Annotated in this window: 14 protein-coding genes; 2 read left to right on the plus strand and 12 right to left on the minus strand. The window is 65.4% G+C overall.

The window, feature by feature from the left end; genetic code table 11:
- Positions 1-30 precede the first annotated feature (30 nt).
- The 7 genes from FJW10_RS10415 to FJW10_RS10445 all read right to left on the minus strand — a co-directional run bounded on the left by FJW10_RS10415 (position 31) and on the right by FJW10_RS10445 (position 7,980).
- A complete protein-coding gene (locus FJW10_RS10415; protein ID WP_140900036.1) occupies positions 31-963 on the minus strand; it encodes an alpha/beta hydrolase in 933 nt (310 codons plus the stop codon).
- 216 nt (positions 964-1,179) lie between these two features.
- Entirely contained in the window at positions 1,180-1,962 is a 783-nt protein-coding gene (locus FJW10_RS10420) for a carnitinyl-CoA dehydratase (RefSeq protein ID WP_140900037.1), read from the minus strand.
- Positions 1,955-4,033, minus strand: coding sequence for an acetate--CoA ligase family protein (locus tag FJW10_RS10425; protein ID WP_140900038.1), 2,079 nt, complete (start codon positions 4,031-4,033; stop codon positions 1,955-1,957). The genes FJW10_RS10420 and FJW10_RS10425 overlap by 8 nt, the downstream gene beginning before the upstream one ends.
- 64 nt (positions 4,034-4,097) lie before the next feature.
- Positions 4,098-5,261 carry an acyl-CoA dehydrogenase gene (locus FJW10_RS10430; protein WP_140702167.1) on the minus strand — a complete coding sequence of 388 codons (1,164 nt, stop codon included), beginning with the start codon at positions 5,259-5,261 and terminating at the stop codon, positions 4,098-4,100.
- 4 nt (positions 5,262-5,265) lie between these two features.
- Positions 5,266-6,414 carry a carnitine 3-dehydrogenase gene (locus tag FJW10_RS10435; protein WP_246674200.1) on the minus strand — a complete coding sequence of 383 codons (1,149 nt, stop codon included), beginning with the start codon at positions 6,412-6,414 and terminating at the stop codon, positions 5,266-5,268.
- Positions 6,415-6,419: 5 nt separating this feature from the next.
- A complete protein-coding gene (locus tag FJW10_RS10440; RefSeq protein ID WP_140900039.1) occupies positions 6,420-7,043 on the minus strand; it encodes an HD domain-containing protein in 624 nt (207 codons plus the stop codon).
- 13 nt (positions 7,044-7,056) lie between these two features.
- Complete coding sequence (locus FJW10_RS10445; protein ID WP_140900040.1) at positions 7,057-7,980, minus strand: 3-keto-5-aminohexanoate cleavage protein; 924 nt, start codon at positions 7,978-7,980, stop codon at positions 7,057-7,059.
- Between the two features lie 131 nt (positions 7,981-8,111).
- On the opposite strand from FJW10_RS10445, the gene FJW10_RS10450 reads away from it, so the two are divergent.
- Complete coding sequence (locus tag FJW10_RS10450; RefSeq protein ID WP_140900041.1) at positions 8,112-9,092, plus strand: GlxA family transcriptional regulator; 981 nt, start codon at positions 8,112-8,114, stop codon at positions 9,090-9,092.
- Positions 9,093-9,169: 77 nt separating this feature from the next.
- Here the strand turns inward: FJW10_RS10450 and FJW10_RS10455 are convergent, their stop codons facing one another.
- Both FJW10_RS10455 and xylA read right to left on the minus strand, forming a co-directional pair.
- Positions 9,170-9,373 (minus strand): hypothetical protein, encoded by a 204-nt coding sequence (locus tag FJW10_RS10455; protein ID WP_140702175.1) that lies wholly within the window; start codon positions 9,371-9,373, stop codon positions 9,170-9,172.
- A gap of 170 nt (positions 9,374-9,543) precedes the next feature.
- Positions 9,544-10,869, minus strand: a complete 1,326-nt coding sequence (gene xylA / locus FJW10_RS10460; RefSeq protein WP_140900042.1) for a xylose isomerase — start codon at positions 10,867-10,869, stop codon at positions 9,544-9,546.
- A 113-nt stretch (positions 10,870-10,982) separates the two neighbouring features.
- Here xylA and FJW10_RS10465 point away from each other — a divergent pair, with 113 nt between their 5' ends.
- Positions 10,983-11,345: a nuclear transport factor 2 family protein gene (locus tag FJW10_RS10465; RefSeq protein ID WP_140831952.1), complete on the plus strand. Its 363-nt coding sequence runs from the start codon at positions 10,983-10,985 to the stop codon at positions 11,343-11,345.
- Positions 11,346-11,572: 227 nt separating this feature from the next.
- On the opposite strand, the gene xylB is transcribed toward FJW10_RS10465, so the two are convergent.
- The 3 genes from xylB to FJW10_RS10485 form a co-directional block, all read right to left on the minus strand.
- Positions 11,573-13,027 (minus strand): xylulokinase, encoded by a 1,455-nt coding sequence (gene xylB, locus FJW10_RS10475; protein ID WP_140900043.1) that lies wholly within the window; start codon positions 13,025-13,027, stop codon positions 11,573-11,575.
- An 82-nt stretch (positions 13,028-13,109) separates the two neighbouring features.
- The gene (locus FJW10_RS10480) at positions 13,110-14,429 is read right to left on the minus strand and encodes a tetratricopeptide repeat protein (protein ID WP_181177499.1); all 1,320 of its coding nucleotides are present in this window, start codon (positions 14,427-14,429) and stop codon (positions 13,110-13,112) included.
- Positions 14,430-14,532: 103 nt separating this feature from the next.
- The gene (locus FJW10_RS10485) at positions 14,533-15,156 is read right to left on the minus strand and encodes a LysE family translocator (RefSeq protein ID WP_140900045.1); all 624 of its coding nucleotides are present in this window, start codon (positions 15,154-15,156) and stop codon (positions 14,533-14,535) included.
- Positions 15,157-15,381: the final 225 nt, after the last annotated feature.

Consider the following 15,381-nt stretch of genomic DNA (forward strand, 5'->3'; position numbering starts at 1 on the left):
AGCGGAAAGCGTTCCTGGGCCGCCGGGGCGTTACCAGATCCAGCTGCCCCGGCCGAGCGCCGATACCGCCTCGACAATGCGGGTGAAGCTCGTCCGTGCCCGGCCGACCATATGCCGGGCTCGGAGATAGCCGTGCACAAGGCCAGGCTCCTCGAACCAGGTGGCGCGTCCGCCGGCCGCGACGATGCGGTCGCGATAGGCCTCGCCGTCGGAAGACAGCGGGTCGCACTGGGCGGTGATCAGCACCGTCGGCGGCAAATTGGCGAAATCGGCGTCGGCGAGCGGGTAGAGCGTGATATCGCCGGTCCGGTCCACGCCGCCGGTGCGGATATGCTTGTAGAAATCGAGGTCGCGCACCGTCAGCATAGGCGCCTCGGCATGGGTGACGTAGGAGCCGCGCGAATGGTCGCCGCCAAGGCCGGGATAGATCAGCATCTGGCCGGCCGGCTTCTTCGCATGGCCGCGCGTCGCATGCGCTGTCGCCGCGCAGAGATTGCCGCCGGCGCTGTCGCCGCAAAGCACGATAGGGCGGTCATAGGTCCTGGCGGCCCATTCGAAAGCGTCCATCGCGTCGTCGAAGGCGGCCGGATGCAGATTTTCCGGCGCCAGCCGGTAATCGACCGAGACCACCTCGAAGCCGGTGCGGGCGCAAAGCTCGGCGCAGACGTCGTCATGGCTGTCCAGCCCGCCGAGGATGAAGCCGCCGCCATGGAGATAGAGGACCATGGCGGCAGTGTTCGGCGTGGCGTAGCGATAGATGCGGATTGGGATGCTGTTGGCGATGCTTGTCGTCTCGGCGGTCACGCCTTGCGGATAGCCGGCAAAGAACTCCCGGCACATCCGGTCATAGATCGCGCGCTGCTGGATGATCGTGTAGTCGATCGTGTCCGGCGGATAATAGGAATTGGTCTTCTCGATGAAGGCCCAGGTCTCGGCATCGATCAGGGTCTTGTAGTCGGTCATGGCGATTGGACCGACTGGAGAGGTTCAGCCCGGTCACCCCCCTCTGGCCTGCCGGCCATCTCCCCCGCAAGGGGGGAGATCGGATGTCGCATTTGCCTTCGCCAATCTCCAGCGGGGGAAGGTGAGCGCCGGCGCCGACACTGCCAATCTCCCCCCTTGCGGAAGAGATGCCCGGCAGGGCAGAGAGGGGTGCCTCGCGCCATCATCTCCGCAGCGTCACTTTCCCTTCCACACCGGGTCGCGCTTTTCCGCGAACGCCCGGAACCCCTCCATATTGTCTTCGGAGCCATAGAGCGCGTCGACCGTCGGCAATTGCCGGCGTGTCACCTTGTTCATCGCGTCCTGGAAGGTCAGCGCCTCGGCCACGCGCGCCGTCTCCTTGATCGAGGCGAACACCAGCGGCGGGCCGTTGGCCAAGAGCCTTGCGATCTCCCAGACGCGCTCTTCGAGCTTGTCCTTGGGCAGCACTTCGTTGACCAGGCCCCAGCGATGCGCTTCGGCGACATCCATCCAGCGGCCGGTGAACAGGAGGTCCATGGCGATGTGGTAGGGGATGCGCTTCGGCAGCTTGATGGTGGCTGCGTCGGCCAGCGTGCCCGCACGGATCTCCGGCAGCGCGAAGGAGGAATGGTCCGAGGCGTAGATGAGGTCGCAGGACAGCGCCAGCTCGAAGCCGCCGCCTACCGCCATGCCGTTGACGCAGGCGATCACCGGCTTGTTGAGGTCGCGCAGCTCCTGCAGTCCGGCAAAGCCGCCGACGCCGTAATCGCCGTCGACCGCGTCGCCGGCGGCGGCCGCCTTCAGGTCCCAGCCGGCGCTGAAGAACTTGTCGCCTGCGGTCTTGACGATCGCGACGCGCAGGTCGGGATCGTCCCGGAACGCCCTGAAGGTCTCGCCCATCAGCCGCGATGTCTTCAGGTCGATGGCGTTGGCCTTCGGCCGGTCTAGCGTGACCTCGAGGATCGTGCCCTCGCGGCGGGTGGTGATGATTTCAGCCATTCTTCTTTTCTCCAAGCACCAGCAGGGCATCCGCGATCCAGGCGCCTTTGCCTTCGGCGCAGACGATCAGCGGGTTGATGTCGAGTTCCTCGATCTCGCCTTCGTTCTTCTGGACGAAGTCGGCAATGCCGGCGATGGCGTCGATGGCCGCCTGGACATCGGCCTTCGGCCGGCCGCGATAGCCTTCGAGGAGCGGATAGAGCTTCAATCCACGCAGCGCCGCCTCGATGTCGTCGCGCGTCGCCGGCAGCATCAGGGTCACGCTATCGCGCAGAAGCTCGACCAGCACGCCGCCCGTGCCGAGCGTCATCACCACGCCGAACATCGGATCGCGGGTGAAGCCGACGATCAGCTCGGCGACGCCGTCGCGCACCATGCGCTCGGCATAGAGCCCGGTGCCGAGCGGCAGAAGGTCATGCGCGGCGGCGCTGACGGACTCGGCGTCCTTGAGGTTCAGCCTGACGGCGCCGACTTCCGACTTGTGCGTGACGCCGAGCGCCTTCAGCGCCACCGGGAAGCCCAGCGTCATCGACGAGATCACCGCCTCGACCGCGTTGGAAGCGCGTTCGCCCTTCGGCACCGGCAGGCCGGCCTTGATCAGCCTTTCCTTGGCTTCGGCCTCGTCCGGCGTCACACGCTCGGCTTCCGACGCGCCCGCCGCCGTGGTGTCGACCGGCTGCGCCTGCGGCTCGCGCCAGGCCCAGCCGATGAAGGCGGCGGCCTGCGCGGCGTCCATGGCCTCCGAAATGCCGAACAACGGCACCATGCCGCGCGCCATCAGCCCGGCGGTGTATTCCTCAGGTAAGTTTTCCGGCAGCGACGAGACGATCGCGCCTTGCGCCTTGTTGGTCTTCAATGCCGCCTCGAAGGCGCGCAGCGTCGCCCACCAGTCGACGTCCGAGCAACGGTCGGGGCGCGGGAAGTCCAGCACCAGCATGTTGAGGTCGAAACCGCCCGACACCATGGCGGTGAAGGTGGCCGTCATCGCCGGCTCGTTGTTCCAGATGAAGGTGTGGTAGTCGAGCGGATTGGCGACCGCGACCAGCGGTCCGAGCGTCGATTTGACATGGGCACGGTGCTCGGCCGCCAGGGCCGGGAAATGCACCCAGCGCCCCTCGGCGCTGTCGGCCATCACGGAAGCCTCGCCGCCTGAGCAGCTCATCGAGGACAGCTTGTAGCCGGGCAGCGGCCCGGTGATGTGCAGCAGCTTCAGCGCCTCGATGAAGGCCGGGATGGAATCGACACGCGCAATGCCGAGCCGCTTCAGGAACGCGCCGGATGCGGCGTCCGAGCCGGCCAGCGAGGCGGTATGCGAGACGGTCGCCTGCCGCGCCTGCTCCGAGCGGCCGACCTTCATGGCGATGATCGGCTTCTCCAGCTCGCGGGCGCGCGCCGCCAGCCTTTCGAAGCCGGCTACCGAGTCGAAAGCCTCGATATGCAGGCCGAGCGAGGTGACGCGCTCGTCCTCGATCAGGCCGAGCGCCATTTCCGACAGGCCGGTCTGCGCCTGGTTGCCAGCCGTCATCAGGAAGGCGATCGGCAGGCCGCGCTTCTGCATCGTCATGTTGATGGCGATGTTGGAGGATTGCGTGATGATGGCGACGCCCTTGCCGCCCTCGGCCAGGCGGATGCCGCCATGCTGGTCGGGCCACAACAACGCGCCGTCGGCATAGTTGATCAGGCCGTAGCAGTTCGGGCCGATGATCGGCATCTGGCCGGCGGCGGCAACGAGTTCGGCCTGCAGCCGCTCGCCATCCTCGTCATAGGCCTCGGTCTCGAGGAAGCCGGCGGCAAAGCAGACGGCGCCGCCGGCGCCGCGCTCGGCCAGCGCCTTGATCACCTCGATGGTGAGGTGCCGGTTGACGCCGACAAAGGCGGCGTCCGGCGCGCCGGGCAGGTCGGCGACGGAGCGGTAGGCCTTGCGGCCGGCGACCTCGTCCTTGGTCGGATGCACCGGCCAGATTTCGCCGGCAAATCCCATCTTGATCGATTGCGCCACGACGGCGGCGGCCTGCGCCCCGCCGAACACGGCGATCGATTTCGGGCGCAGGAGACGTTCGAGTTTATGCATGGCCATCTTTTCGTTTGAGCACGATCTTTCCCCAAAACCGGTCCCGGTTTGGGGTAATCATGCTCTAAGCTCCGAACGGACGCAGCAGCGCCCGCGAAATAATATGTCGCTGAATCTCCGACGTGCCTTCCCAGATGCGCTCGACGCGGGCATCGCGCCAGATGCGCTCCAGCGGCAGGTCGTCCATCAGACCCATGCCGCCATGGATCTGGATGGCTTCGTCGGCGACGAAGGCCAGCATCTCGGTGGCCTTCAGCTTGGCCATCGCCATGTCCTGGTCGGTGACAGTGCCCTGATCGTACTTCCAGCCGGCTTCGAAGACCATCAAATCGGCGGCCTTCAATTCCGTCGCCATGTCGGCGAGCTTGAAGGAGACGCCCTGGAACTTGCCGATCTGCTGGCCGAACTGCTGGCGCTGCGCGGCATATTCGATGGCGTGCGACAGCGCGCGCTCGGCGCGGCCAAGGCAGGTCGCGCCGACCTGCAGGCGCGTCGCGCCGAGCCACGAATTCGCAACGTCGAAACCCTTGTGCACCTCGCCGAGCACCTGGGAAGCCGGCAGCCGGCAATCGTCGAATTCGAGGATCGAATTGGTGTAGCCGCGATGCGAGACGTTACGATAGCCGTCGCGCACCGAAAAACCCTTGGTGCCCTTGTCGACGAAGAAGGCGGTGATCTTCTTGCGCTTGCCGCGCGGCGAGTCCTCTTCGCCCGAGGCCATGAAGACGATGGCGAAGTCGGCGATGTCGGCATGCGAGATGAAATGCTTGGTGCCGTTGAGCACCCAGTCCGAGCCGTCCTGCACCGCGGTCGCCTTCATGCCGCGCAGGTCGGAGCCGGCGCCCGGCTCGGTCATCGCCAGGCAGTCCCATTTCTCGCCGCGAATGCAGGGGAAGAGGTATTTCTCGCGCTGCTCCGGCGTGCCGGCGAGCAGGATGTTGGAGGGCCGCGCCACGCAGGTCCAGTGCAGCGCGTAGTTGGCGCGGCCGAGTTCCTTCTCGTAGAGCAGCCAGCTTACCGTGTCCAAGCCGGCGCCGCCGACATCGGCCGGCATGTTGGCGGCATAGAGCCCGGCCCCGATCGCCTTGGCCTTCAATTCGTCGATCAGCTCGCGGCGCAGCACGCCGGTGCGCTCCACCTCGCGCTCATGCGGATAAAGCTCGTTCTCGACGAAGGCCCGCGTTGTCTCGACGATAAGCTTCTGTTCTTCCGAAAGACCGAAATGCATCGCCTCAGCCCTTCTTCTTGTTCTTCTTAGCCTTATTGGCCTTTGCGGGCTTCCCGGCTTTTGTCGGCTTTTCAGCCTTTGCCGGCTTCGCGGCTTTCTTCGCCGGCTTTGTCGCCTTGGCCTTTGCGATGGCCCCGGCTGGGGTCTTCTTCGCCGCCAGCTTGGCAAGCTGCTTTGTATAATCCTTGTGCAGCGCGCCGGCGCCCCAACCCTTGCCCTTGTTCTGTTTCGACAGCGCTTCCATGATCGCGACCAGATTGTCGTCGCGGATCTTCTCCAGCTCGCGGATCGACAGGCCATGCGCCTGCTCGTCCGACTGCGTGGCGATCAGCTCGACCAGCTCGTCGTTGAACTCCGGCACGTCCATCAGCTTGGTCCACGGCCATTTCAGGCAAGGTCCGAACTGCGCCATGAAGTGGCGCATGCCGGCCTCGCCGCCGGCGACCCGGTATACCTGGAACATGCCCATCTGCGCCCAGCGCAGGCCGAAGGAATAGCGCATGATGTCGTCGAGTTCCTCGACGGTGCAGATGCCGTCCTTGACCAGCCAAAGCGCCTCGCGCCAGGCGGCTTCAAGCAGGCGGTCGCCGACAAAGGCCTCGATCTCCTTGCGCACCACCACCGGCTTCATGCCGATCGAGGCGTAGAGCTCCTTGGCGACCTCGATCGCCTCCGGAAAGGTCTGCTCGCCGCCGACGATCTCGACCAGCGGCAACAGATAGACCGGGTTGAACGGATGGCCGACCACCAGCCGCTCCGGGTGCTTCTTCATCGCCACCTGCATGTCGGTCGGCTTGATGCCGGAGGTCGACGAGCCGATGATGGCGTTGGCCGGCGCATGCGCGTCGATCTCGGCCAGCACCTTGTGCTTGAGATCGAGCCGCTCCGGCACGCTTTCCTGGATGAAGTCGGCATCGGCCACCGCCTCGGCGATGGTCTTGGCGAAGGTGAGCTTGCCTTCCTTGGGCAGGCCGCCGGGCAGCATCTGCTTGTATGCGCGGCGCGCGCCCTTCATCACTTCGCCCACCTTGCGCGACGCTTCCGGATCGGGGTCGAAGATCGACACGTCGATGCCGTTCAAGAGCAGCCGCGCCACCCAGCCGGCGCCGATGACACCGCCGCCAATGGCGGCCGCCTTGTTGATGATGCTCATGCTTGTCAGGCTCCGGTTCTCGTCTTGGCTGTATCGGGATCGGTGAGGGCCACACGCTCGCCGGCGCGGATCACCGCCGGATCGTAGGCCTTGCGGGCGAAGACTTCGAGCACGAAGGGCCGGAAGAACTCGACCGGCAGCGTCTCGTAGTCGGGGTCGAAGCTCGACTGGTCCCAGCGCTCGCAGAACCGGTCGCAGTCGTCGAAATAGAGGTGGCCGGCGAATCGGTCGCGTGCGTGCCGGTTGCCACCCAGATGATGCGCGTAATAGAGCCGCTGGAAATCGCCGTGCTTTTCTACCACCCAGGTGCATTGCTCGCGCACGAAGGGCTTCAGGATTGCGGCCGCATATTCGTCGTGATTGTAGGGCGCGTAGATGTCGCCGATGTCGTGCAGCAGAGCGCAGACGATCCAGTCGGTGTCCGCGCCATCGTGCCAGGCCCGCGTCGCGGCCTGCAGCGAATGGCCGAGCCGGGTGATCTTGTAGCCGGAAAGCCCTTCGTCGAGTTGCACCAGCGCGTCGAGCAGCCGGTCGCCGGTCTTGGCGGCATAGTCGATCTCATGGGCGGTCAGGAATTCGTAGTCTTCCTTGTCGCCGTCCTTCATCGCGGTGAATTTGACGGTAGCCATGGCGCGCCCCCGTTTACGCTGCAGCAGCGATCGGCGCCCGCTTGGTGAGGTTGAGCTTCTTGCGCACTTCCTCAGGCCCGAGCACGCGCGCGCCGAGATTGGTGACGATGCTCGCCGCGCGTTCGACAAGCTGTGCGTTGGTCGCCAGAACGCCCTTGTCGAGCCACAGATTGTCTTCCAGACCGACGCGGACATTGCCGCCGGCGAGCACCGCCGCCGCCGCATAGGCCATCTGGTTGCGGCCGATCGAGAAGGCCGACCAGTTCCAGGTCGAGGGCACGTTGTTGACCATCGCCATGAAGGTGTTGAGGTCGTCGGGCGCGCCCCACGGCACGCCCATGCAGAGCTGCACCAGCGCATCCGGGTTGAGGACCTTTTCCTCGACCAGTTGCTTGGCGAACCACAGATGCCCGGTATCGAAAGCCTCGATCTCCGGCTTCACGCCCAGCGCCGTCATCATGCCGCCCATGGCGCGCAGCATGCCGGGCGTGTTGGTCATGACGTAGTCGGCCTCGGCGAAATTCATCGTGCCGCAGTCCAGCGTGCAGATCTCCGGCAGGCACTGACGCACATGTTCCATGCGGTTGGTGGCGCCGCCCATGTCGGTGCCCTTCTCGTTGAGCGGCAGCGGCGCTTCCGGCGAGCCGAACACCATGTCGCCGCCCATGCCGGCGGTCAGGTTCAGCACCACGTCGACATTGGCCTCGCGGATGCGCTCCGTCACCTCGCGGTAGAGATGCACGTCGCGCCTGGGCTTGCCGGTCTCGGGGTCGCGCACATGGCAATGGACGATCGCAGCACCTGCCTTGGCCGCGTCGATCGCCGAATCGGCGATCTGCTTGGGCGAGCGCGGCACGTGCGGGCTGCGGTCCTGCGTGCCGCCGGAACCGGTCACGGCACAGGTAATGAAGACCTCGCGGTTCATCGCAAGCGGCATCTTGATCCTCCCAGATTCGATCGGCCATGCATGCCACCCAGAAGCGGGAGCCGACAATGGCACGGCATGCACAGGAATTCATCAAGAATGCCCGACTTGCCGGAAACTGTTTTGCGTTTTACGAAGGTCTCATGATCAAAAGCGAAAAACCGACCATCTTTCGATCCGAACGCGAGCCACTCAAGGTGATGTTCCTGGTGTTCTCGGGCTCATCGATCATGTGCGTCGCCTCGGCGGTCGATCCGTTGCGCGCCGCCAACCGCATCTCGGGCGAGACGCTGTTCGATTTCAAGCTGGTCTCGGTCACCGGCGAGGCGCCGGTGACCACTTGCGGCCTGCCGGTTGCCGTCAGCGGCCGCTTCGACGCGGCCGAGCTGACCGACATGCTGGTCGTCGTCGCCGGCTTCGGGACCCAGAATTACGCCACCTCGGCATTGCTTGCCGGCCTGCGCAGGGCGGCGCGGGCGGCCCGCGCCTGCGGCGGCGTCGAGGCCGGCACCTGGCTGGTGGCGCGCGCCGGCCTGCTCGAGGGCCGCAGCGCCACCACGCATTGGGAGGACATGGAGGAGTTTTCGACCGCCTTTCCCGGCGTCGACGTGCGGCCGGACCGCTATGTCATCGACGGGCCGGTCTTCACCTCGGGCGGCGCCTCGCCGACCTTCGACCTGATGCTGCATCTGGTCCGCACCCGGCTCGGCATGGCCGCCGCGCTCGATGTGGCGAGCGTCTTCATCTACGACCAAGCCCGCGCCGCGACCGACGCGCAGCCGCTGGTCTCGCTCGGCCGGCTCGACGGCTACGACCCGCGGCTTGCCCAGGCGATCCGCCTTATGGAAGCGCATGTCGACCAGCCGCTCACCATCGACGCCGTGGCCAGGCGCGCCGGCGTGACGGCAAGAACGCTGGAAAGCATTTTTCGCAAATCGATCGGCGAGACGCCGGGCGCTTATTATCTGAGGCTGCGCCTCAGCGCCGCCCGCCGCCTCGTCGTCGACACGCGCATTGCCATGGCCGATATCGCCGGGCGTACAGGCTTTTCGTCCGCCGCGGCATTTTCCAGGGCATTTTCGAGAGCGTTCGGCGAGGCGCCGGTCAGGCTTCGCCGAGGGTAGGGCTAAGGAGGCGGCCTTCCGCTCGCTAAGGCGGCGGCTTGCCGCTTCCGCTCGCTATGCGGCGGTCTGCCGGTCGCTCAAGCGGCGGTCTGCCGGTCGCTGGCGCTGTCCATCTGCGAGCGCATCTGTCTCGCAAGACGGATTTCGAAGCGGTTGCTGACGGCGCGATCCCATTCGGTCTTCACGTCGTTCGTAGGCCGAGGCAATGCCATCAGCCGGTCGATGATCGATCCGGTTTCGCCGGACGAGAGCAGGGCGTCGATTTCGCGTTCATGCTGCATATCGGTTCGCCTCCTTCTTCTTCACCCGCCACAGGAGCCACGTTTATACGAGTTCCGTGACGGCTGTTTGAAGGCAAGAGCGGGGCGATTAAGGGGCGGCTCGGGGCAAAACCTTGTCGTGAAGTTCTGCCCCGCGCGAATGCTATACGGTCGGCATCCCGCCTGAGCGATCAGACGTAGCGGTTGACGATGTTCTCCAGCAGTTCCTGGCGACCGGAGCGCGGCTGCGGCTCGATCTTCTTCTTCACCACGCGTTCGGCGATCTCTTCCAGCGTGCGCTTGCCGGACAGCATCGCTTTGCCTTCGGCGGTGTTCCAGCCGGCATAGCGTTCCGCGAGCGGACCGGACAGCGCCTTGTCCTCGACCATCCTGGCTGCGGCCTTCAGGCCGCGCGCGCAAGCATCCATGCCGCCGATATGGCCGATCAGGAGATCATCCGGGTCGAGCGACTGACGCCTGAGCTTGGCGTCGAAATTGGTGCCGCCGGTCTTGAAGCCGCCACCCTGCAGCACCTGGTAATAGGCCAAAGCCATTTCCGGCACGTTGTTGGGGAACTGGTCGGTGTCCCACCCCGACTGGTAGTCGTTGCGGTTCATGTCGATCGAGCCGAAGATGCCAAGCGCATTGGCCAGGGCCAGCTCATGCTCGAAGGAATGGCCGGCGAGGATCGCGTGGCCCTGCTCGATGTTGAGCTTTACTTCCTTCTCCAGCCCGAAGCGTTTGAGGAAGCCGTACACCGTGGCGACGTCGTAATCATACTGGTGCTTGGTCGGCTCCTGCGGCTTCGGCTCGATCAGGATCGTGCCCTTGAAGCCGATCTTGTGCTTGTAGTCGACGACGAGGTTGAGGAAGCGTCCGGCCTGCTCCTGCTCGCGGGCAAGGTCGGTGTTGAGCAGCGTCTCGTAGCCCTCGCGCCCGCCCCACAGCACATAATTCTCGCCCTTGAGCTTCTTGGTGACGTCGATGCAGCTCTTCACCGTCGCGGCCGCATAGGCGAATACGTCCGGATCGGGATTGGTGGCGGCACCCGACATGAAGCGGCGGTTGGAGAAGAGGTTCGCCGTGCCCCAGAGCAGCTTGACGCCGGTCTCTTTCATCTTGCCGGCAAAATAGTCGGTGATCTCGTCGAGGCGGGCGGCGCTCTCCGAAAAATCCTTGCCTTCCGGGCGCACGTCGGCGTCATGGAAGCAGAAATAGGGCGCGCCGAGCAGCGAGAACATCTCGAAGGCGACGTCGGCCTTGAGCTTGGCCAGTTCCATCGTGTCGACGCCGCCCGGCTTGGCGAACCAAGGGCGGTCGAAGGTCTGGCCGCCAAAGGGGTCGCCGCCCGGCCATGCGAAAGAATGCCAATACGCGACGGCGAAGCGCAGATGGTCCTCCAGCCGCTTGCCGGCCACCACCTCATCGGGGTTGTAATAGCGATAGGCCAGCGGATTGGTCGAATCCGGCCCTTCATATTTGATTGTCTTGATGTCGCCGAAAAATCCGCTGCTCATGGTTTCCTTCCTCTCCGAGATGGTTTCGCCCGATTACCTCAGGCGTAATTGGTTTGGCGTCCGCGGGGCGCGAAAAGCGTCATGTCGAAACGATCCAATGAAGGATGATGACCATGACCGACCTCAACACGATCGCCCGGAACTACATCGCCGCCTGGAACGAGAGCGATGCGGCCCGCCGCAAGGCGCTGCTCGACGCGGCCTTCACCAAGGATGTCAGCTATCGCGACCCGGTCATGCGGGGCGACGGCCATGCTGGCGTCGCGGCACTGATCGACGGCGTGCAGCAGCGCTTTGCCGGCTTCCGCTTCTCTCTGAAAGGCGAGCCGGACGGTTTCGCCGACCGCATCCGTTTCTCGTGGAATCTGGGACCGGAGGGCGCGGAACCCGTCATCGAGGGAACGGATATCGGCGTCATCGAGGATGGCCGCCTGAAGAGCGTCACCGGGTTCTTGGATAAGGTGCCGGCGCAGTGAGGCTAATTTCGGAGGGACGGTGCGAGGCACCCCCCTCTGGCCTGCCGGCCATCTCCCCCGCAAGGGGGGAGATTGGCTGTCACGCAGGCCTTCGCCAATCGCAAGCGTTGAAAAAAGTGCAGTGGCGCTGAAGCTGCTGATCTCCCCCCTTGCGGGGGAGATGCCCGGCAGGGCAGAGGGGGGTGCCTCGCGCCTACCCATGCAACTACTAGGTGCCTCGCGCCTGCTCACGCGGTTACAGCCCGGATCGCCGGATAGAGCGCGCGATAGCGCTGATAGGCATCAGCATAAGCCCCACCAAGCCCAGCATCCGGCTCGATCGTCGCATCCGTTGCCGGCGCTGTGCACACGGCCAACGGATCAGCGCCTGTCGCGGCGATCAACCCCAGCCGTGCCGCGCCGAAGGCGGCGCCGAAATCGCCATCGGCGGGAATGTCGACCGGCACCTGCAGTGCGGTGGCGATCGCCTTCAGCCAATAGCGCGAGCGCGAGCCGCCGCCGATCGCGGTCACCCGGGTCAGCTCCGTGCCGGCCTTCTTCAGGGCCTCGAGACTGTCGCGGAAAGCGAAGGCGACGCCTTCGAGCACCGCCTGCGTCAGCACCGCGCGGCTCGATTCATGCGCGAGCCCGGTGAAGGAGCCGCGGATGGCGGAATCATTGTGCGGCGTGCGCTCGCCCGAAAGATAGGGCAGGAAGGTGACGCCCGTGGGCGCCTTCAGCGCATCGCCGAGTTCACGCGTCAGGTCGCCCGCGCTCTTTCCGGTGATCTCCGACAGCCAGTTGAGCGAATCGGTGGCCGACAGGATGACGCCCATCTGGTGCCATGTGTTGGGCAGCGCATGGCAGAAAGTGTGCACCGCGCTTTCCGGGTTCGGCAGATAGGAGGCGTTCGCCGCAAACAACACGCCCGACGTGCCGAGCGACACGAAAGCGTGGCCGGCGCCGACCGTGCCCATGCCGCAGGCCGAGGCCGCGTTGTCGCCGGCGCCGCCGGCAACCGGAATGCCGGCCGCGACGCCCCATTTTGCGGCCAGTTCGCCGCGCAAGGCGCCGGCCTTGGCGGTGCCTTCGACCAGCGAGGGCATGTGCTTTTCGTCGAGCGACGTCGCCGCCAGCAATTCGGCCGACCAGCGGCGCTTGCCGACATCGAGCCACGAGGTGCCGGCCGAATCCGACATTTCGGATACATGCTCGCCAGTCAGCCAGAGCCGCAGATAATCCTTGGGCAGCAGCACCTTGGCGACAGCGGCGAAGATCTTGGCTTCGTGTTCCTTCACCCAGGCAAGCTTCGGCGCGGTGAAGCCCGGGAAAACGATGTTGCCGGTGAGCTTGCGGAAGCGCGGATCGGCATCGAGTGCGGCCGCCTCGACATGGCTGCGGGTGTCGTTCCACAGGATGCAGGGGCGCAGCACCTTGTCCGATGCATCGAGCAGGGTGGCGCCATGCATCTGGCCGGAAAGGCCGATGCCCTTGACCGCGGCCAGCTCTTTCGGATGCGAAGCCTTGAGTTCGGCAATCGCCGCCTCGCAGGCCTCGATCCAATGCGCCGTATCCTGTTCCGACCAGCCCGGATGCGGCCGCGAGACATCGAGCGATCCGTGGCCGGAGCCGATGACCTTCTGGCCGTCGTCGATCAGCAGCGCCTTGACGCCCGATGTGCCCAGGTCGAGACCGAGATACATGATTTCCTCCCAATGCCGTTAATTTTTTCGGATCTCGAAAAAATCTGGCTTGGCCAGTTTTTAGGGCAAGATCCGTCCCGGGTCAATTCTCTGACAAATCGGCGGCGCGCCGCATGAACAGCGCCGACAGCGGGCTTTCCGGCCGCGCCAGCTGTCGCTCGGCCGTCAACGCCCGCGCGAGCGCCGTATCGCCGGCGCGCAGAGCGGCCTCGATCAGCGTCAGGTCGATCACGTCGCGCTGCGCATGGCTGCCCCCGAAACGATGCGCGATCGAGCGGATCGGCCGGATCAGGCGCACTGTCTCGTCGTGATTGCCTTCGCCGAAGGCCTTGATCGCAAGCGTCAGCGGATGTCCGACATCGCGCGTGAAGGCGGCGTTGTCGTCGCTGCCGCGCATCGCTTCGCGCTGCGCCTCAAGCAGCGTCTTGGCCGGCGCCTCCAGTCCGGCGCCGACAAAGGCCATCATCGCATGCGCGTCGTTGAAGGCGTAATTGCCGGCGGCGGCTTTCGGGATCCAGTTGGCGGCGAGCGCCGCCCAGCGGTCGCCGACATCGACGCCGCCCAGAGTGAGGCGCCACAGGATCGCCGAGGCATCGACCATGTTGAGTGCCAATGTCGAGCGGTCGCCATAGATCGGCCCGTCATAGAGCTTGAGCACCTCGTCGGTTTCGCCGAGATCGTAATGGAACAGCGCCAGGTGCCACCAATTGTGGATCTGGAGGAAGCTGTCCTTCGTCCATGCCTCCGGATTGGCGCGCATCCAGGCAATGCCGTCTCGTTGTCGGCTTTGCATCTCCATGACATGCGCGACCGCATGCTGCGCCCAGCCATCGCGCGGTTCGATCTCCACAGCCTGCCGGCCGAAGGATTCGGCACGGGCATAATCGCCCATCTCCTCCAGCCCGAAGGCCTGCATGCCGAGAATGGCGTGGTAGCCCGGCATGGCTTTTTGCCAGGCCGGCAGCGCCCGGCCGATGCGGTCGCGCAGCATGCGCGCATTGCCGGTGAAGAAGTCGATCTGATGCCCCACCTGCAGCGCCAGCGCGTCGTGCGGAGTGTCGATCGCGATGTCCTCGAGGATGCGCGAGGCCTCATGCCAGCGGCCATTGGCGAGATGGCCGAGCGCCGCGACATGTGCCTGTTCGCGCGTGGTGCCGGCAAGCGGCCGCGCCGCTGCATGACAAGATCGCACGATGGCCATCGCCTCCCGCTCCGTGGCAAGGCCGAACAGATAGCCTTTGAACACATGCGCCATCACGAAGCCGGGATCGTCGGCGATGGCGCGGTCGATTGTAGCGACCGGGTCGCCGACGAAGCACTGCAGCTCATGCACGGCGCGGGCATAGGACGAAAACCCGGCTTCGGTCGCGCCCGAGTGAGCCAGCCCGAATGCGTCCTTCATCATTACGTCCTCGTTATCGACGATTTTCGGGATCCGATCCTAGAGCAACCCGCACCAACCCGCCAACCGCGCAGATGTGATCTGCCTCGCTTTTGCCCTAGGCCTAGCTGCTGGAGCGCATCGCCACCGTGGCGACGCCGGCGCCGACCAGCAGGGTGCCGCCGGTGCGGTTGAAGATGCGGATCGCCTTCGGGTTGCGCACGATCGCGCGGGCCCTGGATGCGATCAGCGCGTAGCCGAAGGCGTTGGCGAAAGCCAAGGTCAGGAAGGTCGTCTCGAAGATCAGCATCTGCGTCCAGAAGTCGGCGTGCCGGTCGAGGAACTGCGGCAGGAAGGCGACGAAGAAGGTGATGCTCTTCGGGTTGAGCGCCGTCACCAGCCAGGCATGCGCCATCATCCTTGCCGCCGAGACCGCGTCGGTGCGCGGCTCGGCCTTCAGCGCGCCGCCGGCGCGGAACAGTTTTATGCCGAGATAGATGAGATAGCCGGCGCCGACCGCCTTGAGCACGGTGAACACCGTGGCCGAAGCCGCGAGCAGCGCGCCGATGCCGAGCATCGACAGCGTCATGGCGGTGAAGTCGCCCAGCGCCACGCCCACCGCCATAGGCAGCGCGGTGCGCCAGCCTTGCCCCAGCGCGTAGGAGACGACCAGCAGGATCGTCGGGCCTGGAATGACGAGAAGTATGGACGAGGCGGCGGCGAAGGCGGCCCAGTTTTCGAAGGACATTTCCCTGCTCCTTGAGCGCAAAGAAAAGGATAAATCCTGGGGTCGCCGGGAATGTAAAGGGGCCGTTGGACAAATCTTCGGCGCCCGTGCCGAAGGCCCATCGGTCGCCGCAACGGTTCGTTAGGGTTAAGCCCGGCTTCTGGTCTTTCACCCTTTTTCAACCATGAGTGGCGAAAATGCCTGCGATCCGGCCGGACCGTGCTTCCCGCCGGCAGCGTAGGGTTT

Origin of the sequence: Mesorhizobium sp. B4-1-1 (genome assembly GCF_006439375.1) — a bacterium.
Classification (GTDB): domain Bacteria; phylum Pseudomonadota; class Alphaproteobacteria; order Rhizobiales; family Rhizobiaceae; genus Mesorhizobium.